This window comes from Thalassotalea mangrovi (assembly GCF_005116735.1).
GTDB lineage: Bacteria > Pseudomonadota > Gammaproteobacteria > Enterobacterales > Alteromonadaceae > Thalassotalea_A > Thalassotalea_A mangrovi.
The window spans coordinates 77719-101653 of the sequence record NZ_SWDB01000009.1; the positions used below are offsets into that span (position 1 = coordinate 77719).

At 39.7% G+C, this 23935-nt stretch carries 16 protein-coding genes; 8 read left to right on the top strand and 8 right to left on the bottom strand.

What is annotated here, in order from left to right; all coding sequences use genetic code 11:
• Positions 1-21: 21 nt before the first annotated feature.
• Positions 22-2598, bottom strand: a complete 2577-nt coding sequence (locus E8M12_RS04530; protein ID WP_169303035.1) for a TonB-dependent receptor — start codon at positions 2596-2598, stop codon at positions 22-24.
• 176 nt (positions 2599-2774) lie between these two features.
• On the opposite strand from E8M12_RS04530, the gene E8M12_RS04535 reads away from it, so the two are divergent.
• From E8M12_RS04535 to E8M12_RS04545, 3 genes are all read left to right on the top strand, one after another.
• Positions 2775-3785: an AraC family transcriptional regulator gene (locus E8M12_RS04535; protein WP_136734901.1), complete on the top strand. Its 1011-nt coding sequence runs from the start codon at positions 2775-2777 to the stop codon at positions 3783-3785.
• 75 nt (positions 3786-3860) lie between these two features.
• Positions 3861-4862 (top strand): extracellular catalytic domain type 2 short-chain-length polyhydroxyalkanoate depolymerase, encoded by a 1002-nt coding sequence (locus tag E8M12_RS04540; protein ID WP_136734902.1) that lies wholly within the window; start codon positions 3861-3863, stop codon positions 4860-4862.
• 138 nt (positions 4863-5000) lie between these two features.
• The gene (locus E8M12_RS04545) at positions 5001-6515 is read left to right on the top strand and encodes a tryptophan halogenase family protein (protein ID WP_136734903.1); all 1515 of its coding nucleotides are present in this window, start codon (positions 5001-5003) and stop codon (positions 6513-6515) included.
• 489 nt (positions 6516-7004) lie between these two features.
• Here the strand turns inward: E8M12_RS04545 and E8M12_RS04550 are convergent, their stop codons facing one another.
• Complete coding sequence (locus E8M12_RS04550; RefSeq protein ID WP_136734904.1) at positions 7005-7742, bottom strand: NYN domain-containing protein; 738 nt, start codon at positions 7740-7742, stop codon at positions 7005-7007.
• Between the two features lie 158 nt (positions 7743-7900).
• Between E8M12_RS04550 and E8M12_RS04555 the strand changes: the two genes are divergently transcribed.
• Positions 7901-8599 carry a hypothetical protein gene (locus tag E8M12_RS04555; RefSeq protein WP_136734905.1) on the top strand — a complete coding sequence of 233 codons (699 nt, stop codon included), beginning with the start codon at positions 7901-7903 and terminating at the stop codon, positions 8597-8599.
• Positions 8596-10650, top strand: a complete 2055-nt coding sequence (locus E8M12_RS04560) for a DNA phosphorothioation-associated putative methyltransferase (RefSeq protein ID WP_136734906.1) — start codon at positions 8596-8598, stop codon at positions 10648-10650. The genes E8M12_RS04555 and E8M12_RS04560 overlap by 4 nt, the downstream gene beginning before the upstream one ends.
• Positions 10651-10823: 173 nt before the next feature.
• Here the strand turns inward: E8M12_RS04560 and E8M12_RS04565 are convergent, their stop codons facing one another.
• From E8M12_RS04565 to E8M12_RS04590, 6 genes are all read right to left on the bottom strand, one after another.
• Positions 10824-12809: a DGQHR domain-containing protein gene (locus E8M12_RS04565; RefSeq protein ID WP_136734907.1), complete on the bottom strand. Its 1986-nt coding sequence runs from the start codon at positions 12807-12809 to the stop codon at positions 10824-10826.
• On the bottom strand, positions 12806-13402 hold the full coding sequence (locus tag E8M12_RS04570) for a GIY-YIG nuclease family protein (protein WP_136734908.1): 597 nt from the start codon (positions 13400-13402) through the stop codon (positions 12806-12808). The genes E8M12_RS04565 and E8M12_RS04570 overlap by 4 nt, the downstream gene beginning before the upstream one ends.
• Before the next feature lie 187 nt (positions 13403-13589).
• Entirely contained in the window at positions 13590-14090 is a 501-nt protein-coding gene (locus E8M12_RS04575) for a DNA phosphorothioation-associated protein 4 (RefSeq protein ID WP_136734909.1), read from the bottom strand.
• Entirely contained in the window at positions 14083-16116 is a 2034-nt protein-coding gene (locus E8M12_RS04580) for an AAA family ATPase (protein WP_169303036.1), read from the bottom strand. The genes E8M12_RS04575 and E8M12_RS04580 overlap by 8 nt, the downstream gene beginning before the upstream one ends.
• A complete protein-coding gene (locus tag E8M12_RS04585; RefSeq protein ID WP_136734911.1) occupies positions 16106-16315 on the bottom strand; it encodes a hypothetical protein in 210 nt (69 codons plus the stop codon). The genes E8M12_RS04580 and E8M12_RS04585 overlap by 11 nt, the downstream gene beginning before the upstream one ends.
• On the bottom strand, positions 16302-18449 hold the full coding sequence (locus tag E8M12_RS04590) for a DEAD/DEAH box helicase family protein (RefSeq protein ID WP_136734912.1): 2148 nt from the start codon (positions 18447-18449) through the stop codon (positions 16302-16304). The genes E8M12_RS04585 and E8M12_RS04590 overlap by 14 nt, the downstream gene beginning before the upstream one ends.
• Before the next feature lie 255 nt (positions 18450-18704).
• Between E8M12_RS04590 and E8M12_RS04595 the strand changes: the two genes are divergently transcribed.
• Genes E8M12_RS04595 through E8M12_RS04605 form a run of 3 tightly spaced genes read left to right on the top strand, consistent with a single transcriptional unit; the run spans position 18705 to position 23930 of the window.
• Complete coding sequence (locus E8M12_RS04595) at positions 18705-19622, top strand: DUF4007 family protein (protein ID WP_136734913.1); 918 nt, start codon at positions 18705-18707, stop codon at positions 19620-19622.
• A 2-nt stretch (positions 19623-19624) separates the two neighbouring features.
• Complete coding sequence (locus tag E8M12_RS04600; RefSeq protein ID WP_136734914.1) at positions 19625-23041, top strand: hypothetical protein; 3417 nt, start codon at positions 19625-19627, stop codon at positions 23039-23041.
• Positions 23034-23930 carry a phosphoadenosine phosphosulfate reductase family protein gene (locus tag E8M12_RS04605; RefSeq protein ID WP_136734915.1) on the top strand — a complete coding sequence of 299 codons (897 nt, stop codon included), beginning with the start codon at positions 23034-23036 and terminating at the stop codon, positions 23928-23930. The genes E8M12_RS04600 and E8M12_RS04605 overlap by 8 nt, the downstream gene beginning before the upstream one ends.
• Positions 23931-23935 lie beyond the last annotated feature (5 nt).

Sequence of the window (23935 nt, forward strand, 5' to 3'; positions counted from 1 at the left end):
GCCTTTCGTCCGTACCGGAGTTTATTCACCAAAGGCGTAGTTAAACTTCAGCATCCAGTTTCTGCCCGCCAACGGCATAAAGTTATGCGCGCCAGCAAATAACGGAACGTCGTTGATATAATCGAAATGCTCCACATCGGTCAGGTTTTTACCCGTTAATGTTAACGACCAACCTTGATCTACCGCATCAAGGGTGATACTGGCATTTACGAACGTTTGTGAAGGCTCTTTACCGATGGGATCTAAATCGTCGACGCGATACACTTCACTGTGATAATTGACATCAACATTGGTGATCAGGTCAAAGCTGCCAAATTCGGCAACATGATTAGCCGCCAAAGCCGCGCTGATATCCGGTGCATTCGAGGCGGTGCGACCCGACATATCATTAATGCCCGCGTTGGCACACATGGCATTGCTGTAGCCCATAGCGATACCAATCTGACTCGCCAGGTCGCCATTCGCCTGGGCAAATAGACGCTGCCGCTCAGCCAGGAACTGATCGCTGGTACAGGCCTGATTAGCGAACGTATCGTATTCAAAGTTAAGTAAACCCACTGAACCCGAGAAGGTTAGTGCTTCGGTTGCCCGCCAGCGACCGTCCATTTCCAGACCATAGGAAGTTGCTTCCGCCGCGTTCTGCACCTCAAAGGTGGTATTACCGCTGAACACCGACACCTGAAGATCATCAAAAGTCGAGTGGAACGCCGCCACATTTAAGTCGGCGGAGCCATCAAGAAAACTGGTTTTCAAACCCAGTTCAAAGGCCAGGACATTCTCATCTTCAAAGGCAACATCGCGAGAGTCAGCAATGTTTGGGCCACGCTGGTTACTGCGCATATAAAACGAGTTATAGCCACCCGCCTTAAAGCCGGTACTCGCCGTTGCGTAACTCATGGTGTCGTCATTGATGTCGTACTGAAGATTCACTGACCAGGTCGGTGTATCTTCATCCCGAGTCATACCATCATCAGAATCGGTAAAGTGATGGGTGACAAACTCACCGACCTGTTGGGAAACGGCAATGACCAGTGGGTTAGTCGACTCGGTGCGATTATCCGGGATGAAGTCGGTTGCATAGCCGTGTTTGTTAGCAGATTTTTCTTCCATGGTATAACGCAGGCCGACCGTCGCGCGAAAATCTTCGCTGACGTTCCAGGTACCCTGGGCAAACACACCGAACATGTCGCTGTCCTGCTCCAGAAGTGCATAGCGTCCTACCCCGGTTGGCAGGCCATCAAAGGCCGCCGCGGTACCACAGGCATTAACCAGCGATGCCGGCGTATTCTCGCCGCCTAGTGCAATCACCCCAGCCGCGGTCGTTACCACGTCGCCGCCAGCATAGATGCTAGATACATCGCCACCAAAGGCGCCAATACCACCCGCACAACCACCGTATAACACCTGTTGTAATACCGGAATGTTAAACAGTGACAGGCCATCGAGCGTCATCTCCTGTTGTTGCCAGTAAAGGCCGGTGATGTACTCAAAGGTGCCGCCGGTGTTTGAGGCAAAACGAATTTCGATACTATCCTGTGAAAAATCTTCGCTATCGCTGAACCGCAAACCATCAAGGCCTGAATAGTCAGCATCAAGATTACGATCAAACTGATACTCAGAGTGCGCCGCGGTAATGGTCAACTGACCAGCATCCAGGGTGGTTTCGCTGATCAATACCAGTTCACTGGAATCGCCTTCCATATTCTGTGAGGAACCAAAATCCAATACCGGATCGGCATTTCCGACAAACGCTTCGGTATAACTGGAAAAAGAACCTAACGCCGCCAATGGCCCCGGTACTTTCATGGCATGCGGGAAACTACCAAAATCATAGTCGCTGGCTTCGCCAATTAAGGTGATCATGGTGTTGTCGGTGACATCCCATTCGACCGTGACACGCCCCATATTCTCTTCGCTGTCCGGGTTGTCGGTATCATAATAATTGTTATGTACCCAGCCTTCGTCCATCTCTCGAGACAATAAGAATACCCGGGCACGCAACTCGTCGGTAAGCGAACCGGTCAGCATGCCACTGAGTTCGGTTTGATCATGCGTTGGGTTATAACCTATTGAAACCCGTCCATTAAATTCCTCATCCGGACGCGCCGTGGTGATATTCAAGGCGCCGGCAACGGTATTCTTACCAAACAGAACACTTTGCGGGCCACGCAGCACTTCGACGCGCTCAACATCCATAAAGGAAAAGCGCGATTGCGCGCCCCGACCCCGGTATACGCCATTGACAAAGCTGCCGACGGATTGCTCAAAACCCGCCTGGTTGCCCGACTGCATACCGCGAATATTAATCCGATCGGCAATCGAATCTTTCGCAACCTTAAAGTTCGGGATATATGCCGATAAGTCTTCAAAGCGCTCGATGCCGGCGGCCTCGATTTTATCGGCGTTCATTGCCGATACTGAAATCGGTACCTCGTCCAGTGATTGCACCCGCTTTTGCGAGGTAACGGTGATCTTTTCCAGGGCTTTCGTTGATTCTGGCTCCCCCTCCTGCGCCAACGCAGGGGTTTGACAAAGTGCCGCTAAGACCAAGGTACTAATGAAAGTTCGTTTGGTTTTCAAAGTGTGTGGCGTCATCATATGGTTCCGTCTTGTTGTTATAATTTTTATTATTGGCAGCATCTACGTGCTGCTTTTTTATATAATGAAATTCCATATTAGAGATAAAATCAGCATAAAGGCTTGACATTACACGACACAAAAATGACATAATGCGACAGTAATCGGCGTATAAAATAAACAACAAGGACTTGGAAATGGATTACTATGTTCGCTCTGGCTCATTGCAGGGATACTTCGAACTCGTTCAATCATTTGGCGCTGATCCGGTGCATTTTTTGAACCGGGCGCAGCTGCTGCCAGCCAATATCCGCGACCCGGATTCCATGATCCCTTACCACCATCTTGGTGACATCCTTGAAGATAGCGCTCGTGAATTAAACACCCCGTATTTCGGCTTTCGCCTGGCCGCCATCCAGGGCTTATCGACGATTGGACTTATCGGCGCTCATATGGCCCAAAAAGATACCATTGGCCAGGCATTGGAAGTGGCGCAAAAATTTTCCCACATGCATGCCCAGGGCAGTATGTTGAAAATTGTCGAAATCAATAAGGACCAGTGCGAATTACTGTTTGATGTGATGGTCAATGCCAACCGCCAATATCCGCAATTGGTGCAACTCAGTATCGGCCTGATATATAAGCTTATTCATGACATGATTGGCCATGTCTGGCAGGATGTTAAGATTAACTGCCGCCAAAGCCTACCTGAAGCAGAGCAACGTGCAGTTATGGAATTGATCCACTGCGAAGTAGAATTTGGTACTACCCGGGATAGCATCATCTTCTCGAAAAGTGTACTGGGACTGCGGCCATATAAAGATGTTGGCTTAGTCAGGGATATTATCGATAAACAATTTTCTCAACAGCAGGCACGCCCTCACGATGAATTTATGTTGGTCCGTCATGCCATCAACTCTCTATTGCCGACTGGCGATTGCAGTAAAGAAAATGTCGCCCAAAGCCTGGGCATGCACCCGAAAAAACTGGAACGGGTTCTCGCCACCCGCAACTTTTCCTATCGTGACGTATTGGAAGATACACGAAAATCCATCGCGCTCAATACGCTCAAAGCGGAAAATATATCCCTTTCAAGACTGGCTCTGAATTTAGGTTACTCGGAATTTTCGGCATTTAGCCGCAGCTTTAAACGCTGGTTTGGGGTTTCACCTACCCGATTTCGGAAAGATCAAAAAGCGATGATTTAGCTTAGGTTTGGTAATCTGACTATCTAATAAAACAATTTTCACAACACGGATTTACGATCAATAAGGATACAAACAATGAAAATAAAATTACTTATGGCATCGATGCTGGTGTGCCTCAGTGCATGCGAACAACAGGGCAGCGCAAGTCCAGATCCTGAGCTCGAATTGAATCTGGATTTGCAACAAACCACCGTATCCGGGTTATCGTCCGGAGCCTATATGGCGCATCAGCTGCACATTGCCTATTCCGATAAAATCAAAGGCGCTGCGCTGTTGGCCGGTGGCCCATATGGTTGCGCCAAAGGCGATCTTAATACAGCTTTGAGTGAATGTATGGCCATTGAAAATGCCATGGATATTGCGCCTTTGGTTGAGCTTGCAAAACAAGCCCAAGAAAAGGGCGATATCGCGCCGCTGGCAAATATTGCCGGGCACCCGGTGTGGATTTTCCATGGCACAACCGACAATCGCGTCAACGATAAGGTCACTCAGGCAAGCGCCGATTTTTATGCCGAGCTTGGTGCGACGCCAAAAACCGAATTTGCCATGGAAGCAGGGCACGGTTTCCCGACTGAAAGCCAGGGTGTGCCATGTGACAGCACCGCTGAGCCTTTTATCAACCAATGTAATTACGATGCCGCGGGCACCCTACTTAAACATTTATATGGTGATCTAAATACCAAAGCAGAGGCCGCTAACGGCAAACTTGTCGAGATAAACCAGGAAGATTTTGTTGCCGCCAATGCCAATAATACCCTGGCAGATACCGGTTATGCTTATGTTCCGGCAAGCTGTATGTCCGGTGAAGAGTGCCGGATACATATCGCTTTACATGGTTGTAAGCAAAATGCCGAGGCAATCGATAAAACCTTTGTTACCGACACCGGTTACAACGCCTGGGCGGATACCAACAAAATTGTCGTTCTATACCCGCAAACCAAATCCAGCTTTGCGCCATTAAATCCCAACGCCTGTTGGGACTGGTGGGGTTATACCGGCGCGGAATATCAATCTCGAAACGGCGCGCAAATGCAGCAGGTGATAAATATGGCTGAAGGACTTGCTAAGGCCCTTTAACAGTTGGATTCTAATACAACTTCTAGTAACTTGATGCATTGGGGTCAGGTCTTGAATTTCGCAGTTTGGCTGCACGGATCAAGACCTGACCCCATTTCGCTCTTATTAACGCAACTTAAGTAGTAATCGATAACAATAATGAAAACTGATACCAGAGCAGATGCAACAACGTCACCATTTAATATTGTAATTCTCGGCGGCGGTTCCGCCGGTTGGATGACCGCCGCAGCGCTTGCCAATACCCTGCCACAAGAGCACTTCAATATCAGCCTGGTGGAATCTGAGCAAATTGGCACCGTGTCGGTTGGCGAGGCGACGATTCCCGGGATCCACGACTTTAACCGTTTTTTAAACATCAATGAGCAGGAATTGGTAAAGGCCACCAATGCCACCTTTAAGTTAGGTATTGAATTTGAAGGCTGGACCAAAGGCGGCAAATACCTGCATCCATTTGGCCCATACGGGCTTAACAAAAACGGCGTTCCCTTTCATCAATTGTGGTTGAAAGCCAAACTAGCCGGTGAAGATGTCGGTGAACTGGTTAATTTCAATATGGAAGGGCTTGCCGCGCAGCAGAATAAGTTTAGCCCTAAGCTCAATATCCCAAACTTTCCGATCAAGCACTTAAATTACGCATTCCATCTCGATGCGGTTTTATATGCCAACTATTTACGCCAATACGCCGAGCCTAAGGGCGTAAAGCGCATTGAAGGACAATTTGAGCAAGCCCGTTTAAACAACGAAGGCTTTATCCAATCCTTAACCCTTACCGATGGCCGCGAAGTTCCCGGTGACTTTTTCATCGATTGCTCTGGCTTTAAAGCACTGCTTATCGAAAAAACCTTACATGCTCGTTACGAAGACTGGCGTCACTGGTTACCGTGCGATAGCGCCGTTGCTATCCAATCAAAAAGCCAGCCACAGGTAAACTCGTTCACCAAAGCCATCGCCCATGAGCATGGCTGGCGCTGGCAAATTCCATTGCAAAATCGAGTGGGGAATGGCCTGGTATATTCCAGTCGTTTTATGACTGAAGACCAGGCATTAGAAAAGCTGCAGTCATTAGTTAAAGAAGAGTTAATTACCGAACCCAATCAATTGCGCTGGGTAAATGGCTGCCGACCGGAGCCCTGGAGAAAGAATTGCGTCGCCATTGGTTTGTCTGCGGGTTTTATCGAGCCGCTGGAATCTACCGGTTTGCAGTTAATTCAGTCGGCGATATTCCGCTTGCTAAGCCTGTTCCCGGACAAACACTTTAATCAGTCCAATATCGATACCTACAACCGGTTTGCCAATGCGGAAATCGCATCAATCCGAGATTTCGTTATCCTCCATTACAAACAAACCGATAACGACCACAGCCCATTCTGGAACTATTGTCGCAATATGGATGTGCCAGATTCTCTCAAAGATAAGATGGAAATGTACCAGCAAAACGGCAACCTGTTCCGCGAGAACAATGAGCTGTTCAGTGAGCTGAATTGGTTATCGGTGATGAATGGCCAGGGCATGTTACCGAAAACCACACACCCGTTAACCCGTCAATTTACCACTCAGGAAATTATGTCTGACTTACAGCAAATTGAATCTGGTTATTCGCGTATCGTCGACAGCCTGCCAAGCCATGATGAGTTTTTGGCGATGTTAGGGTAGAGCAGCGCACGTAGTACTCCTAGCACACTTCGTTCCTGGCACATTACATTCCTAGCACACTTACGCTCCTAGCGGCTAGGCTACCAAACTCCATTTCAGACAAGGTTGGGGGTCAGGTCTTGAATTTCGCATTGCCTGCAAGATGCTGGGTCTGACCCATAGGATTTACTATTTAAAGGAATAAAATATGACAGCATCCAAACCGCAAAAAACTAGTTCAGAAGAACTAGATACAAACCATGCCGGGTTACCTGAGCTTTCGGATAATATTTTTATTTGCTACCCCTCGCCCTACAGAGCTCGTATCCCTCTGTACATAAGGATTTTTGATAGGATCGTGAGCTGGGTTTCCAAAACAATCTGCCAAAGAGTATCGAAGTTAATAAGAACCGTTAAACGGCTAAACGCCTAACTTGGGGATTGAACGAATTGAGGACGAGTCTTGAACTGCGCAGCAAAGCTATGAAATTCAAGACCTGCCCTCACAATTTAAGCGTTAGTGACGCTAGCTTTGGTGATGAGCTTGAATAATAATTGTGAATTATTCTTGCTGTCCGTATCGTAGCGCCCCGGAAAACAATCGAAGAAGTCTGATAACTTGTTCAGTCCGTAGTTTCTCGGATCAAAATCTGGTTTCAATCGCTTTAAGTATTTCCCTGCTGAAATCAGCTCCGCCCAGCCATTATCATTGCGATACTTTTGCCAAGCCTGATGCATCAACTGCCATATTTCCTGCTCCAAATCCTTTGAAACTTGTATCTTAGCAGCTGGTTTTTCCCGGACTTCTTCCACTTTAGGCTCTAACACTTCAATAGCAATAAAATCATCACACGCATTTTTAAAAGAAACTGGTGTTGTTCCCTTTCCCACACCAATCACCTGAATCTCTGATTCTTTAAGACGAGTTGCCAGGCTCGTGAAATCACTATCACTAGAAACGATGGCAAAAGTATCAAACCTTTTGCTGTATAAAAGATCCATCGCATCGATAATCATCAACGCATCGGTAGAATTCTTTCCTGTGGTATATGCAAACTGCTGGCGCGGCTGAATAGCAATTTCATTCAACGGCTTTTTCCAGTTTTTTAACTGGTCGCTAGAGAAGTCACCGTAAGCACGTTTAACCACAATTTGGCCGTAGCTCGATAATTCTTCGATGATAAAGTTTAACTTTGAGTGAGGGGTGTTTTCAGAGTCGATAAGAACCGCAAGTTTTCTGTTTTCCATTTGCTACAACTATTCCTTTTCCTTGTTTAGTTACTGCTAAGTTCCACTTAGTTCAATCAGAATATAGTGTTTTAGTGTTATCTAGCAAGAGGTTAAATCCCTGACCAATTCACTTAATCATGTTATATATAAATTAAGCAATACTGATTAAGCGACTTATGCCGAATTCTCTGACATTTTCATCGAAAGAAACCAAGCTTTTATTAGGAATAACTGATTGTGAACTGATGCACATGAGAACAGCGGGAGAGCTGCAGTACATAAAAAAAGGAAATGCTTTCCTTTATACCCTCCATGACCGAAAGCTTTTATTGAATCACCCAATAGCTGCGAAAGTAATAAACTGGCACGTTGGAAAACACGACTTATCGGCAGATAACTGGCCTAGAAAAGAGAATACATTGAATTCTCTTATCGACCTGGTAGAACAAATCTTAATTCCTTTAGAAAGAACGTTCGGCGAATTGCACATTACCTATGGCTTTGTCTCTGCGGAATTAAACCGGCATATTCAAAAGCACAGCCCTCAAGGAACTTACCCTTCCATTGATCAACATTCAGGGTCCGAGGTAAATACTGCAGATAATTTAATTTGCGATCGAAACGGCTTAGCTTGTGATTTTTTAATAAAGGGATTCGAACAGTGCATGGATGAAATCATGGGCTATATAGTTAATAACTTATCATTTGATAAGCTTTATTATTATGGAGCAGACAGGCCGATACATATTAGTGTTGGACAAGAAAACGCTAAACACTTGCAAGTAATGGGTATCAGTAAAAATGGGCGAAGAATACCTGGGAGAAAAGCTTTTGGTGAAGATGCTATTGCACTTGCGGCCGAGGTTACTGAATGAATCACTCCCAATTTAAAGAGCTTGTTCAACAAGTTGAAGTCGGTAAAGTGTTGCCTGATGCCGTCTATTTTCATATCGATGCGTTTGAGCAAGCGCCAGCCCCTTTAACCAAATTTGTCCGAACAGTATCCAAAGCGCTCAAAATAGAAGAAGATAGTTGGAATCTTGTTAAAGTATTCAAGAAAGAATTTAAATTATCCCTTCTAAGTTACCCTGATTTTTTTGAAGACTCATATCCAGCATTAACACGAAGCATAACCGTTGATCTCACTAAATTGACTCACACGGTTACCCAATACGAAAACTCTGATAATCCCCCCATTTTGCACCGCAAAGAGTTAATGATCCCTGAATCACACAAGTATCACTCTCATTTTTGTATGTTAACTCAAGAGGGCGAAAACGCGGGTTTGTATGAAAGCTCTCGAATGATCGGTTTTAAAGACTCATGGGCGAGACTAATCGATAAACATGGCTACGCACTTGTAGATGGCCGATTATTCAGAAAATCAGCTGTGGAACAGGTCAACGGCGCTAGTAGTGATGATACTCAAATAGACCGCCATAAAACCGCATTAGTTCGCCATGAACTATCCGCGCCGATGAAAAATCTGGCAAAACATGGTTTCCTCAATGGCGAGTATTCCGTTTTTGATTATGGGTGTGGACGAGGAGATGACTTAAGAGAGCTGGAAGCTCATGGTTTAGATGCCCTGGGATGGGACCCCAAATTTAGGCCGGATGCGGACAAGGTAACCTCAGACCTAGTAAATATCGGCTACGTGATTAATGTAATCGAAGACCAGGATGAACGTATTGAAGCAGTATTCAATGCCTGGGAGCTGACAAACAAGCTATTGGTTGTATCAGCCATGTTAGCTAATGAGTCATACTTGGCACAATTCACCCCATACAAAGACGGTGTTATCACTTCGCGAAATACTTTCCAAAAATACTTCAACCAAGCCGAACTTAAATGTTACATCGAAAAAATCGTCGATACAGAAGCTATTGCCGTAGCTCCAGGCATTTACTACGTATTTAAGGATAAAAAACTAGAACAACAATTTCTGCAAAACCGAAATAAGCGTCACTATCAATGGCAGCAAAAAACTGCGCCAATTCCGACTAGCGAAGAAAAAGTCCGATTACTGTTTACAAAGCATAGTGACTTACTCGAATCCTTTTGGCTGGCATGCTTAGCCTACGGCCGCTGTCCATCCTCCGAGGAATTTTCGCTGTCAGAGCAAATTTCGGAAGTCATTGGTTCAAATAAGAAAGCCTTCAAACTTGTGTGTGATTGGTATGACTATGCTGAGTTTGAAATGTCAGCCAAGATGCGCAAAGAAGACTTAACCATTTATTTTTCCTTAGAATTATTCGGAAAACGGAAACCTTATACACAGCAACCGGATGACCTAAAGCGAGATGTCAAAGTCTTCTTCGGAAATTATAAAACTGCGCAAAATGAAGCCAAAGAACTCCTTTTTGGCATTGCTGATACTGAAAAAATCAAAGAAGAATGTTTATTAGCAAAAGATTATTTACCCGCCTGTAAATTAGGCTACGAGGAAGACGAGCCACATTCTCTAACTCTGCATAAAAAGTTCATTGAATCACTCTCGCCATTGTTGCGTATTTACGTGAATGCAGGCCTTCAGCTTTATGGTGAGTTGGATGATATCCAATTGGTGAAAATTCATATCAATTCGGGAAAGCTTACCTTGCTTGGTTATGAGGGCTTTGATGACGGCCCACTTCCACAATTAAAGGAGCGTGTAAAAATAAAAATGGCTGATCAGGATGTCGATTTTTTTGATTATGTTAATAAAAACTCGAGGCCTCTACTCCTAAACAAAGGAGTGTACCTCGATAACAGCTTTGCAGATTTCAAAAAACAGAAAGCATTTAATAAAAAACTCTCAAAAATCTTAAATGACCTATCGGTTCAAGAGATATCCAGATTAAAGATTAGTTATCGGTCATTTTCCCAATTACTTTCTGAACTTTACGAAGTCAGCGGATATAGGATAGACAAGTTACAAGTATAATTGGCCCATTTGTACTAGTGTGATCACGTCAAAGTCCCTCGGTAATTATAGCGTCAGTTTCCTTTGGTAATCACACTAGTGCATCTTAATCAACTGTCTAAGTAGGTCTACATTGCAGTGTTTAAACTAATCTTTCAAGAAGAGATTTATTTAGTACTGTTTTTTGACTGACCTTAGATGAAGAAAGTATTTCTTACTAAGTCTTTAATTGTTTCTAGTTTTGACAACCATATTGATGAAACTATTTTTTCGACCTCACTTTCCTCTAAGTCCGGATTATCCTGTTTGATTTTCCTGTGTATTCTAGCTTTGCTGTATGGAATAGCATCCCATGTACTCAAAGTAAAAGATTCGTTTCTCAATAGTGTTTCTTCATGCGCTACGTTATATAAAAAGTTCAACACTCCGACAAAACCATCAACACCTTGCCTGTTATAAATAATATTCTGGTCATTATAGATAATTCCTTGCCAAAAACTACCTGCAACAATCCCCCTCGCACCTACATCATGCTTACTTTGGATTTCTGGAGGAACTGAGAATTTCTGATCTTTTGAAAATAAATTCGAAGTTACAAGTTTGTCAACTATGAAATTCATTTTATCCAGCCATAATTTAGTGAAGGTTAAAACCTCAGTTTCAGTAACTGTTTTTGATTGTAAATATCGCGTTAACTCCTTGTAATAGTGTTTAAAGAAAGCTTTTTGTCCCAACACAGTGAATATTAAATAAAATTTAGGATCAAGCTCTACTTTCATTTCAGTTTGCAATTTTTCAAGCTGTTCTCGTTGCTCATCGCTAAGCTTAGAAGGATTTTTAATTACTAAACGATTGAGGTTGTATTCATTATCAAAAACCTTATTTTTATCTAGAATAGCAACGGCTCTTTTATATGGGGAGAACTCGTTAAACAACTTTACAATGCTAGTAGAGTATAGCTCTTCAAAAGTATCTCTAGCTACGTTCAATACATTGTAATCCATTGTAAATAGTATATCTTCCTTGTCGTCTGGTGCGCCTCCACCATTAGGAGCCTTGTCAATTTTGTCTTTAAACTCATTGTATGACTCCTCTAATTTTCCAATACCACTATACTTTTCTTTTGATAATATCTTTTCGTCAACGAGAAATTTAGTGTTTAAAATTTCAACAAATCGAGTGACTCTATTTCTTGTTCTCATATCAGAAAGGGATGTTATATTCACACCATTAAGAAAATTATCTTCTATTAATTGTTGTAATACTAAGACTCCTGTTATTTGAGGATATGAGTGCTTAAGATTCTCCGAATGCCAGTCAACTATCTGTGGGACTAAATACTTGTTAAGCCGCTCTCCATTCATGTCATCATCGTTGACTAGTGATTGAACTATTAAAGATGACAAATCTTTGTCATCCATTAGAGTTCGACGCGCATTTGAAACGGGCTTAGCATTATAATTAATATCTATAAAGATTCTCCGAAGAGCTTCGGCAGGACTTCGATTTTCTTTATTTGCTTTTTTAGATACATCAAGAAAAACAACATCTTGTAAATAGTTGGCAACATCTTGCTTCTTTTGTAACGCGTATTTTAGCGCTTCAAGTCTATGTTGACCATCGATTACAATTCCATATATTTTTGCTTTATCCCAACTTAATGCAAGCTTTCCTTGAGAATTAAGCCAGTCCAAAACATAAAGACCATCGACTCGGCTCTTATTTTCAGCATCCAAAAACCTTTCCTTAAGTGCAGTTGGAAAATCACTTTTACTGAAAATTATTTCATTTGATGATATATCCTGCTCAGAGAGGATGGAAAAGAACTTTGAAATATGCTCATTAGGCTCTCTAGGTACTATCGCCACAATTATAGGAGGAAAATATTTCACATTATTTGTAGACTTGAGAATATATTCTTCAGCTATTTGTTTTACACGTCTATCATCAATTTCGCGCTGAATTATTGAACTTACAGGCCAAGATTTATCTTCCGTTAGTTTTTCAAATATTTCTATATCTTTTGCAAGCCAACCCACTTTAACAGATGACAAGTAGGTTTCTATGCCATTTCTTTCAAACCCTCCTTCCAAAACTTTGTATACATTTGAAAAAAGCATGCCATCATTTTCGTTAGAACTTAAGTCAATACCATTTAAATCGTCTAATTCATCCATCATCCAGGCCTTTTTGTTAGCCCAGGTTTAATTATTCTCTGAGCTATTTCTTCCAATATTACATTAACATTTTGATCATAATCATTTTCGATAATTTCATAACCAATCAGTACGTCAGATCCACGTATATTTTGATTTTCAAGCTGAACAAGAATTTCAGAATTTCTTCTTTGGAAATGTTGAGATAAACGTTGTTTCAAGTTATCAGCTTTTCCTATATAAAATGGTCTACTGAATGAAATCTTTTTTAAAAACTGTAAAAAATAGTCCCTATTCCTTTTGGACTCTTTTAAAAACGCAAGCAGTTTAGTTTTTTTTGAATTGTTCAATCCGAAAATCTCATCACCGCTAAATCTAATTTCCTGAACAATAACATTAAATTTATATCCGGTATTACTTGCTTCAGCTAAATTCAAATTAGTTATAGTAAATATTCTAATGTGTTCCAACAATAAATCGATATCATCACTATCAGCATCTGTATCTCTAAAAGGCCAATACACCCAATAATATACCCCACTTTTGTCAGGAATATCCTCGACAAACTGGCGGTAATACTCGAGCGTATTAAATTTTGTACTATTATTTAAAATCATATGTTAGCTGTGAAGTAAGGGTAACAAATTATGCTTTTTATCATTTGATACATGCAAATCTGCAACTGTTTTAGGTCTTTCTCACCCACTTTCGAATAAGAAAGATCCAACACGAAAAAAACATTCTAATCGAGCAATCAATTTAGCGAGCCTATTATCGCTTTTTCTTCGGAATTAGAATTATTTTTTAAAAAGCAACGTCTAACTCTTCGGGATTATCGACCATACGCTGAGAGCGTTCATTTGCAATTGCTTGCTCAAATATTTTACTAGCCAGCGTATCAATGCCTCCATGGTCTCCAGGGTTTTCATCTAACCACAACTGAATTTCTTCAAGACCTGCGTTGCAGTATTCCTCATATATCTTGATAGATGAAAGTAAGTTCTCATCTTTTAAACATGCGCCATTTTTTTCAGTCATAAGTGCTAGCAAATAAATAAAAGCGTCTTTTTGGTCCGTAGCATATGTTTCTAATATGATTGACACAGTGTCTCCACTAAGGGGGAATCTTTTATTTATTGAGAATCCCACCATAGCTGCAAATACCATTAGATCTTTTATGTAGTTAAATACAGGCTTACTTCCATCTTTGTTTGAGCATAACTTCTCGACAAGTGGCTCATTTTTTCTATCTCGCTTTACAGCAAGTTTTTTCCATGCCTGTTTATCAATGTTCTCTTTAAACATATAAGCCAACCTTTTCTAATACTGTTCTGTCAACTTGAGCACCATATCTCACGGTCTCGTATTCTTTATCAAGAATAGTAATTGAATCTAATGCCTTTGAAATGTTCTCTGATGTTTCTTCTAAAACCATATTGTATTCGGCACCAACTTTATCTCTTATATTACTTTCCACTGCACCTTCCCAGTGGCTAGAAGAAAGCAAGAAAATAACTTGCTCTACAGAATTTGGAATGGCTTTAGCAACATGCCCCTTATATTTGTTATCTAAGTCACCAAATGGTGCATCAACCACGAATGGAGCAATTGCTCCGGGAGTTAAAATTTGACCTCTAGCATTTTTCCGCTCTCTAGAAATTTCGATAAGCGATGAGATGAAGGTTAAGCTTAGAAGCAGAGCTTGGCCATCACTTTCAGGAACTATGTGGTCATTTTTATCAACTAAGCGGATGTCAAATGTTGCTGGATTTAATTTTGCTTTATAGTCCTGTCGAACAAATTGTTCTAAATAGTTGTTAACTTTAACTATTAATCTTTCTTCAACATCTTTTTCAGAGTTTGAAAGGGTAGATTTTAAGATATTTTCAACCTTTTCAACACACTCAACAAGTGTTTGATATTTTTGCATTTCGGAAGAAAAAGTATCTAGGCGACCGAGTTCGCCTTTTTTAAGAACAAGGTTTTTTACATCAGACTCAATCTTTATTTTGGTTCTTTCTGATGCTCTTTCATCTTGAATTAAGTTGTTTCTAGCACGCATCCTTTCACTTTCTAAACTCTGAATATCTTCTAAACTTTCTGCCCCTTTAATTTTTACTGTCAATTCATCAATTTCGTTTTTTAATTGACTAATGGCTGATTCTGCATCAGCTAACGCTTTGATATTATTGTTAAACCGCTTTTTGGCTTTTGATGAGTCATTCTTTATTGAAGTTAATTGAGCTCTTGCTTTTCTAACTCTGCTTTCTAGCATCGGATCAGCAGCTTGCTTTAACATATCTTGAATTCGGCTAAATGCCTCAGTACCGGGCTTAATGTCACTGCCACAAATGCATGTACTAGCTTTTAAAATATCTGTCACAAGTTGTTCATTGTATGGGGCTGGAACCGTACCTTTATATTCAGATTCATCTATAAAATCTAAAGCTAAGTTGGATAATTCAAAACCAAATACTGTTGTGGCATATTCAGTGACGAGATTTCGCTTTTCGTTTTGAGCTGTCTTTAGAAGGCTTTTTTCTCTAATTAACTGAGCTTCTGTTGACTTTCTTTGGCTATGGATTTGCTTAATTACTGCACTATCTGAATTAGCTAGCTTTTCTTCAACTTGTGCTAGCTTCTCTTCGTACATCGCTATTGATTTTGTATAGTCTTCTAATTGCTTAGTATTTCTTTCAATTGCATTTTCTAATGCAATTATTTCATTTTGTAATTTGGAAAGTAGTCCTGATTTGTCGGCAGCAGAAAGTGACCTTTGGTATGTCCGCTTTATAGATACAATGTCTTCTAATGCTTTTTCTGCTATTGTAAATCCTAATATTTCCCTTACTGCAGTTTTTACTACAGATCCTCCTTTAGAGCCTGACATTTTTCCAATCCCTTCACCTTGGAAGAAAAAGTATTTAGCCATATCTTTAGGGATAACAGAATTTATAAATGAATTAGGGTTATCAATAGGTGTATGTGAGCCATCGATGATCTCAAAAACTCTAAATTTTTGTCCATTGCTATCAAATGACCTTATAGTCTCATAAATTCTATTTTTATCATCTTCAAACTCTATGGCAACGCTATAACTATTGGAGTTTTCACTTTTAGCTATTTTATTTAGAAGTGCTTTAGGATCTTTAAAGTTACTCGTAGTTATTTCGTAAAAACACCACAGAATTGCATTTAAAAAAGCTGTTTTTCCAGTGCCATTTTCTGCATGAATTAACGTGATATTTTTATTGTTGTTTGTTGAAAATTCAATGCATTGCTCGCCATAGAATTGACGGAAATGTTTTAATTTAATCTTCCTAAACTTCACTGTTGCCACCTCTTTTTACAGTCGCGTCGATTTCTTCCCTAATTTTCTTAAGTCTGTTTCTTTCACTGTCTTCGCCGTAAAATGACTGCCTTTCTATGTTTACAATTTTCCTTGCAAGATCGTGATATTGGTCTCGAGGAACATCAGCTTCTTTTTCGGCTTCAAGAAGTTGTTTTTTAATCTCTTCAAGTGATGTCATAACTAAGTCCATGCTCCTCAATCAGTTTTTCAATTTCAATTTTATTAACCGCTAGTAACGCGAAATCGTTTATACGTTCAGCTTCAGATATCTTTAACTTCTGAGAAGCATTACTATCGTTAGCGGGTAATACTACAAAGTCATATATTTTTGCTATGTGTTTGTTTTCAGACTTTCTTAATATTCTTCCTCGACGCTGAACGTACTGCCTTGGGTTTTTAGTACTTGCGAGAATATATGCTGTTTTGCAAGCAGGTACATCAATCCCTTCGTCTAATACTTTCATTGCAACTAAGGCATCTATACTTTGATCTTTAAATGCAGACATTAAGAACTTTCGATCTTGTCGTGATACATCACCAGTAAATTGAGATGTTTTCCAACCATTTTTATTTAATACCTTGGACACTTGATCGATGACCTTTATATCTTCTTCTTCATACTCACCGAAAGGTTTCCCTTCACCGGCATAAAAGAGCGAATGAGTCTTGTCATTCTCCGGCACATTAGCAGTTAATTCAGCTAGCTTGATTAGTTTGTTCTGGGCTGAACCTAAAAGTCGGCTTCTTTGGCCACAATATTTAGTAAGGTTTTCTCTATCTTCCTTACTTAAACCTGAGGTTTGTTGTGTTAGAATGATTTTCGTAATTTTTTTAGAGATGTCTTCATACTTTTCTTGCTCTTCAAGGGTTAGAAAAATTGGAATAATATGGTATTCGTACGGAGTCAATACGCCATCGTGGATAGCGTCATCTAATCCGTAAGTCGCAACGATATCTCCGTAATAGGAAAGAAGCCTTTGTTTAGCATCGTTAGGGAATGGCGAGTCTATTTCGTCATCGTCGCTTCTAAATGGAGTAGCTGATAGCCCCATTCGATAATAAGCAGTTGGCAATAGAGCGTTTATATTTTTAGAGCCATGATTATGGCACTCATCCCCAATCAACATTAAAGATGTTTCATCAATCGAGTTTAGTAATGATTGGAAATATGGTGTTGTTAAAGTTCTGTTTACAACTACTGCTGCGCAAAAATTTGTGATTCCAGAATTGAAGTAATTTACCTGATTTTCGAGCGATGTAGCCCAGCTGCTTTTGGAATCGAAACATTCGTGCGCATTAATTCCAAAGAGCTTTAAATTGTCAATCCACTGTATTGCAAGTTCAACATAAGGGACAGCTACTATTAAAAAGAGTTGTTGCCCCTTCTTTTTCTTGGCCTCATAAATTTTTACTGCACCATATATTGAGGTGATCGTTTTACCAGAGCCAGTTGCTAATTTTAAAATCCCTTTAAAACTATTGCTCTTCCACAATGATAGTGCGTCTTTTTGATGGTCGTAAATATTAAATGTTTTTGAGCCTATCTTTTGTGGTACCTTGGGCTCTTGATTTGTAGAAGTTGATTGACGTGCTTCAAGCTCTTCTTCAAATTCAATTAAAGAATTAATTTGGCTAGCATCAACTTTTAAGCTTTTTGAGATTTTATCGTAAGTACTTGAAGGAATATCTAAGGTGACTATTTCTATTTCTTCATTTTTCCAAAGCCTTTCAAAGCCGCTTAAATATTCTTCGCCATATGCAGTAAATATTTCTTGTTCCCAGCTTTTATAAACACTTATCGATTCAGCGTTATAGCCTGCAACCATTCCATGAGGAGTTTCATTTGCCGAGCCTTGAAAAACAACAATGTTTCCTTCGAGGTCTCTAAAAATACCAATTTTTTCGTGGTACATCCCAGCCCTGCGTAAGGCAAATTTTATCTCCAATTTCCCAGATGCAATTAGCCAAGACAATAATTCTAGCCTAGGATATTTGTCACTAGAACTTTCAAGCATTTCTTCTAGTTTTAGAGATAAATCTGCAACTACAGCTTTTAATGCCAGACCGTGTTTAACGGCGTCAAATTCCTCATCTGTTAATGGGTGACCGATAATAAGGCGCATTTTTCCATTTGATGATATAAGTCTGCTGAGCCCTTTTGAGCTCATCGCTAGAATTTCAGAAGAGAAATAACCTACGGCTCTATCGTATGAAGCAGATGCAGCTAAAGACTTTCTATAGAAATCTGTATAGAGGTTGTCATGGCCTGTACGGTAAACATTCTTTAAGCCAAGTTGTTTTAAGGAAGACATAGGGCTCCGTGCATATTTAGTGCATCTATCCGTATCGATGCACGCTCAAGCTTACTGTAATTGAGACTTGAAGGGCTTAAGGTAACAAAAACAACGAAAATAACAATAGCAACTCTTGCTCTCAGTGTATTTATGAATTCCCCCCCCCGAAACCACTGTCTATTTATACAATGTTTTATGACATATTCCTTTATTATTAGCGAATGGCGGTATAGTATTACGCCTGGACGATTTCTCCAGGAGCACAAATAAGCAATGCAAGCAAAATTTTCAGGTCACGAAACTTTCCCTCTAAGGTACGGATGGCTTTATAAGCTAGCTAACTATGTGAATAGTAAAGATAAATTACCGTCAACTAGTAAGCTTGAGGCTCCTCAATCAATTGTTGAGCTTGGCGTGGGTAAAAATATGGTTGACTCTATTTGCTACTGGGGAAAGATGTGCGGTGTCGTAAATGAAAATGAACTCACTGCATTTGGGAAGTATCTTTTTTCAGAGGGGAGTTTAAATTCAGCGAGGGATCCCTATTTAGAAAAAAAATCTTCCATTTGGTTAATTCACTACTTACTGAATCGTGATTTATCATCTCTAACTGCTTACCGGTTTTTCTATAATTTCTCAGCTTTGCAACACTTTGAAAAGTCAATTCTTTTGAGAGAGTGTATCAAAAAATCAGAAAAGTTAGTCAGTAACAGTCTGTTCAATGAAGCAACACTAAAGAAAGACATAGATTGCTTTCTATTAAATTATTGTGGAAAACGAAAAGCTAGTGGTAAGAAGAATATTATTAACGAAGACGACTTTGTAAGCCCTCTATCTGAATTAAATTTAGTAGCAGATTTAGGTAATGGAAACTACTCAAGTGAACTTACTGAAAGGCCTGATTTAGCCACGGAAGTTTTTATTTTTGCGTTAGCTGAATTTTTTAAACAAGAAACAAAGATTTCAAAACGCGAAGTCATTAATTTTGAAACAATATTAAAGGAACCTGGTTCCCCTGGTCGTATATTTAGACTCTCCGCGAATGGATTGGGTTATAAGCTGGATGAAGCGTGTGAGCTGACAACAGGCATCAGTTGGGTTGAAGGTGCAAATTCTAGAGAAATAAAAGTAGATAAAAATATAACTGAGGCAGGAATTACATTGTTGTCAAAAAGCTTTTACGGAGTTTAATTATGAATCCCCCTATAAAATTAAAGCAAAGTTACAAAAGCTCAACGCGAATAGATGCTAAATCGTCATCAAATAACGTTACAAGCTTTATTAACTCCTTCGTTGCTCATGATACTTCTATAAAATTCATAACGGGCCTTAGTAAAGAGTTTTCGGGCAGTGCTCAAAGAATGTTTACAGTTACTGGTACCTACGGTACCGGTAAGTCTACTGTCGCTTTATATTTATCTTATTTGTTGTCTTCTGATCCCGGCGTTCGTGATTTAGCTTCATTAAAATTAGAGCAAGCAGGCGTAAACTCTCTTGAAATTCAAAATAGCTTTGGTCTAGAAAAAGGCTGGAAATCAATCAGCCACGTATGTGGTATAGAGCCACCAGCCCAAGCAATTTTATCGTCAATATCAAAAGCAGTTAATGTAGAAATAGTAAATATTGAAAAGCTAACCGATTCGCAATGTTTAAAACAAATCGAGTTCGTTTTTAACTCTATTGACCTGAATTCAGATGGTCTGTTGATATTAATTGATGAACTTGGCAAAGCTTTTGATTATCAATCGCGCTACAACAGAGATATTCACTTTTTCCAAGATCTTGCTGACATTATACAAAAACTTGAGTATCCCGTGATTTTAATCGGTTTTCTCCATCAAGGTTTTGCAGAGTATTATAATGAAGAATCAATAAAGAAGAGAGAAGAATGGAAAAAGGTTCAAGGCCGATATAAAGATTTTGGATATAACCCGAGTGTTGATGAATCAATTCAATTGATCGGCGACTCAATTGATATTGAAAAGAAACTGCAAAAACAGTTAGTTGAAGATTCGTTAGACTCAGTAAGACTTATTGCTACTCACTTAAGTGATCAAAATGCAACTCATAGCAGTGAACTAAAGGCCAGGGCACTGCGAGAGGCACTTCCAATGGAACCAATGGTAAGTGCTTTATTAGGCCCAATTTTTAAATCTAGTAGTTTCGCTCAAAACGAGAGGAGCCTGTTCGGATTTCTTAATTCATTTGAACGCTACGGTTTTAGAGAGTTTATTGAGGAAAACTATAGCAATAACGAATCACCTACAAAGCTATACGACATCGAAAACCTATGGAATTGCCTCGAGGATAATTATCAGCACCTGTTAGAAGCTTCTTCCGAAAGTAAAAAATGGAATGAAGCACTTAATTCTATTGATAGAGCAAGTAGTTTAAATAGTAAATTGCAATTAAATATCACTAAACTTGTTGCACTAATTAGTGTTTTTGGGCAAAAAAATACCGGTATACATGCTAAACGAGCGCTAATTCTAGATTACTACGAATTAGCAGGATTCGAGCGTGTAAATGTTGAAAATGCTTTGCATGATTTAATTGAAGCTCGAATTTTATCTCCAAGAAAGCAAAACGATTCGGTTGTTATATTTCAAGGAGGAGACCTTGACGTCCAGGAGTTGGTCTTAAAGCATGTTAAAGCTTTAAATAAAGGGGTTAACTGGTTAAAAGAATACGACTCTAAAAAAGTCTATTTAGCAACTGCTCATTATCACAAAGTTGGAGTTATGAGATGGGCTAATGCAAGACTCGTTAACGATATTAAAGATATAACACCAGAGTTTGTATCTAAAACTCCAACTAGCGCTGAACCATTTCTAACATTTTTGCTTGCAGTCGATAGAAATATGTTTGCAACATTACAAAATCTTTTGAAGGAAACTCCAGCTTACCAACATATTTGCATTGGCTTTATCGAAGATTATAGCCGCCTCGAAGAATATGCAACTGAGCTGATCGCTTTGAAGAAGATCGAAGAAGATGATGAGGATTTGGTTCACGACCCCATCGCACAGCAAAATATCAAAAAACGAAAAGCAATTCTTGAACATAAGTCAGCAGTCGAACTTGAAAGCTCATTTGAAAAAGCAAGATGGGAATACTGCTCAAAACAAGTAACTCAAGAATCTTTGCCCTCTATCGCTTCTTATATAGCGGATTTAGTTTATTGTAAATCACCGGCAGTTTTAAACGAACTAGTTAATAGAGCAAAACCATCTGGAAGCGCGAATAGTGCGATTAGAAAATTAATGAGGTATATGCTAGAAAATGGGGATCAGGAGAATTTAGGTTTTGAAGATTCATCCTTTCCCCCAGAGAAAGGAATTTATCTATCTTGCATTAAAAAGCATGGTTGGCATTGTGAAACTGATGAGGGTTTTGTATTCCCTAATAAATGGAGTAAAGAATCTATTCAAAAACATTCTCACATGCATGAGCTTTGGTTAGATGGAGTTAATTTCATCAAATCTAGCGATGAAATGATCACCATGGACAAACTATACGAACGCTGGATGAAACCTCCGTTTGGTCTCACGTCTGGATTGTGCCGTTTATATGGTTTAGCACTATTGAAGTCACTAGAAGGGCAAATTGCTTTCTACGACTTAGATTCAACAAAGCAGTATATTTTTATACCTGAACTGGATGAAGAATTAGTTACGAAGATATATAAGCACCCCGTAGAAGCCGGTATACGTTACTTTGAAATTTCAGAAATACAAACTCATTTAATAGATACGCTAGCTGTAGCAACTATAGGAGTTAATAAAACTGATGAGAATATTTTGGGAATTGCCAAGCATATTGTAAAAATCGTTCATTCATTAAAGCCGTGGGTTAAGAAAACAAGTGGTGAAAGCTTTATAAATGAGAATGGTGTCAATGAGCTGTCACTTGAAGCACGGGCATTCAGAAACAAAGTGATATCAGCCAATGATCCATACAAGTTAATACTCGAAGATTTGCCCAAAATATTCTCTATAGATGTTGAAGAAAAAGACGCTAGTGAAAAACTTAGTAGCTCATTGAAAAAAGCTATTCAAGAATTATCGACACAACATGAAACGTTATTAGCTGGCTATAAGCAAGTTATTTTATCTAACCTGTCTGCCGAGTTCGATGACAATCTGAAGGCTCGTTGCACGTTAGTTGACAAAGTAGCTAAAACACCTCTTTTGAAGGAGTTCGCAGCGAGGCTGGGGAAGTACGTTTCTGGTAATTATAAATTTGAATTTGTTATAAGTCTTGCTACAGGTGTTCCTGAAGCAAATTGGACCGATAAGCATCTGAGAAATGGATTAGATGAGTTGCGCAATTTATGCATTCAATTTTTAAGAATAGAATCATTTGGCGCTATAAAGTCAGACAATGATACTAAGGTAGTTTCGTTTATAACAAAAGAGAAAGATGGTTCACTTAGATCTTATGAAGGGTTCACTAAATTTGATATAGAGCAATCAGGTGAAGTTCAATCTGCCATTGATTATGTAAAGTTATCCATTGGCAATATGACCAAAGATAAACAACTAGCGGCGCTTACAAATATCCTTTCATCTATCATGGAAGAAACTGAAAAGGAGCAAGTAAGTGGCTAAAAAAATAAAGCATGTTTTAGGTTTATCTGGTGGAAAAGACAGTAGTGCTTTGGCTTTGTATGTAAAAGAAACTAGGCCAGATCTAGATATTGAGTATTTTTTTACTGATACAGGATATGAGCTACCGGAAACTAATGATTTCATTATTAAGCTGGAACAGCAACTTGGCTATATACATAAGTTAAATGCTCGGTCTCTCAATAACATAGACGGTAGAGGCGAAAAGACGTTTAAAAATTTACTAAAAGAGCATGGTAATTACTTACCCTCTCAGCGCGACCGTTGGTGTACTGTTCAATTAAAGTTAAAGCCATTTGAAAAGTGGGTTGACGAATTTATTGCCGATGGCTATGAAATCCACAATTATGTTGGTATTCGAGCAGACGAACCTGACAGAAGCGGGTTCATGACAATTGAAAAACCGATTAAATCAATTTTTCCGTTCAGAGAAGATGGTATTGTTAAATCAGATATTGAAAATATCCTGCAAAGAAATGGCTTAGAGCTTCCTGAATATTATAAATGGCGCTCTCGATCTGGTTGTACATTTTGTTTTTATCAAAGAAAAATTGAGTGGTTGAAACTTAAAGACAAACACCCGGATCTTTTCGAACAAGCAAAAGATTTTGAAAAAGGTGATGATACGAATACCACGGTCGGTGAGAGGTTCTATTGGATGGGACAAGGGCAGCCATTAGATACACTTGAAGATCCTGAAGTTCAGCAAAGAATTATGAACAACCATGAAAAGCAAAAAGCTCGTTTTTTAAAGAAAAAACGTAGAAATGCATTATTAGGAGATATTGAAGGCTTTTGTGAGTTTTCTGATTTAGATGAGATGTATGATTCTTTGGAAGGCGGGGGCGCGTGTGTCACTTGCTATAAATAGAAATA

What these genes read in the sequence shown, in the direction of transcription:
- E8M12_RS04530 (WP_169303035.1), bottom strand. Translation starts at nt 2,598, where the DNA reads ATGATGACGCCACACACTTTGAAAACCAAACGAACTTTCATTAGTACC.
- E8M12_RS04535 (WP_136734901.1), top strand. Translation starts at nt 2,775, where the DNA reads ATGGATTACTATGTTCGCTCTGGCTCATTGCAGGGATACTTCGAACTC.
- E8M12_RS04540 (WP_136734902.1), top strand. Translation starts at nt 3,861, where the DNA reads ATGAAAATAAAATTACTTATGGCATCGATGCTGGTGTGCCTCAGTGCA.
- E8M12_RS04545 (WP_136734903.1), top strand. Translation starts at nt 5,001, where the DNA reads ATGAAAACTGATACCAGAGCAGATGCAACAACGTCACCATTTAATATT.
- E8M12_RS04550 (WP_136734904.1), bottom strand. Translation starts at nt 7,742, where the DNA reads ATGGAAAACAGAAAACTTGCGGTTCTTATCGACTCTGAAAACACCCCT.
- E8M12_RS04555 (WP_136734905.1), top strand. Translation starts at nt 7,901, where the DNA reads ATGCCGAATTCTCTGACATTTTCATCGAAAGAAACCAAGCTTTTATTA.
- E8M12_RS04560 (WP_136734906.1), top strand. Translation starts at nt 8,596, where the DNA reads ATGAATCACTCCCAATTTAAAGAGCTTGTTCAACAAGTTGAAGTCGGT.
- E8M12_RS04565 (WP_136734907.1), bottom strand. Translation starts at nt 12,809, where the DNA reads ATGATGGATGAATTAGACGATTTAAATGGTATTGACTTAAGTTCTAAC.
- E8M12_RS04570 (WP_136734908.1), bottom strand. Translation starts at nt 13,402, where the DNA reads ATGATTTTAAATAATAGTACAAAATTTAATACGCTCGAGTATTACCGC.
- E8M12_RS04575 (WP_136734909.1), bottom strand. Translation starts at nt 14,090, where the DNA reads ATGTTTAAAGAGAACATTGATAAACAGGCATGGAAAAAACTTGCTGTA.
- E8M12_RS04585 (WP_136734911.1), bottom strand. Translation starts at nt 16,315, where the DNA reads ATGACATCACTTGAAGAGATTAAAAAACAACTTCTTGAAGCCGAAAAA.
- E8M12_RS04590 (WP_136734912.1), bottom strand. Translation starts at nt 18,449, where the DNA reads ATGTCTTCCTTAAAACAACTTGGCTTAAAGAATGTTTACCGTACAGGC.
- E8M12_RS04595 (WP_136734913.1), top strand. Translation starts at nt 18,705, where the DNA reads ATGCAAGCAAAATTTTCAGGTCACGAAACTTTCCCTCTAAGGTACGGA.
- E8M12_RS04600 (WP_136734914.1), top strand. Translation starts at nt 19,625, where the DNA reads ATGAATCCCCCTATAAAATTAAAGCAAAGTTACAAAAGCTCAACGCGA.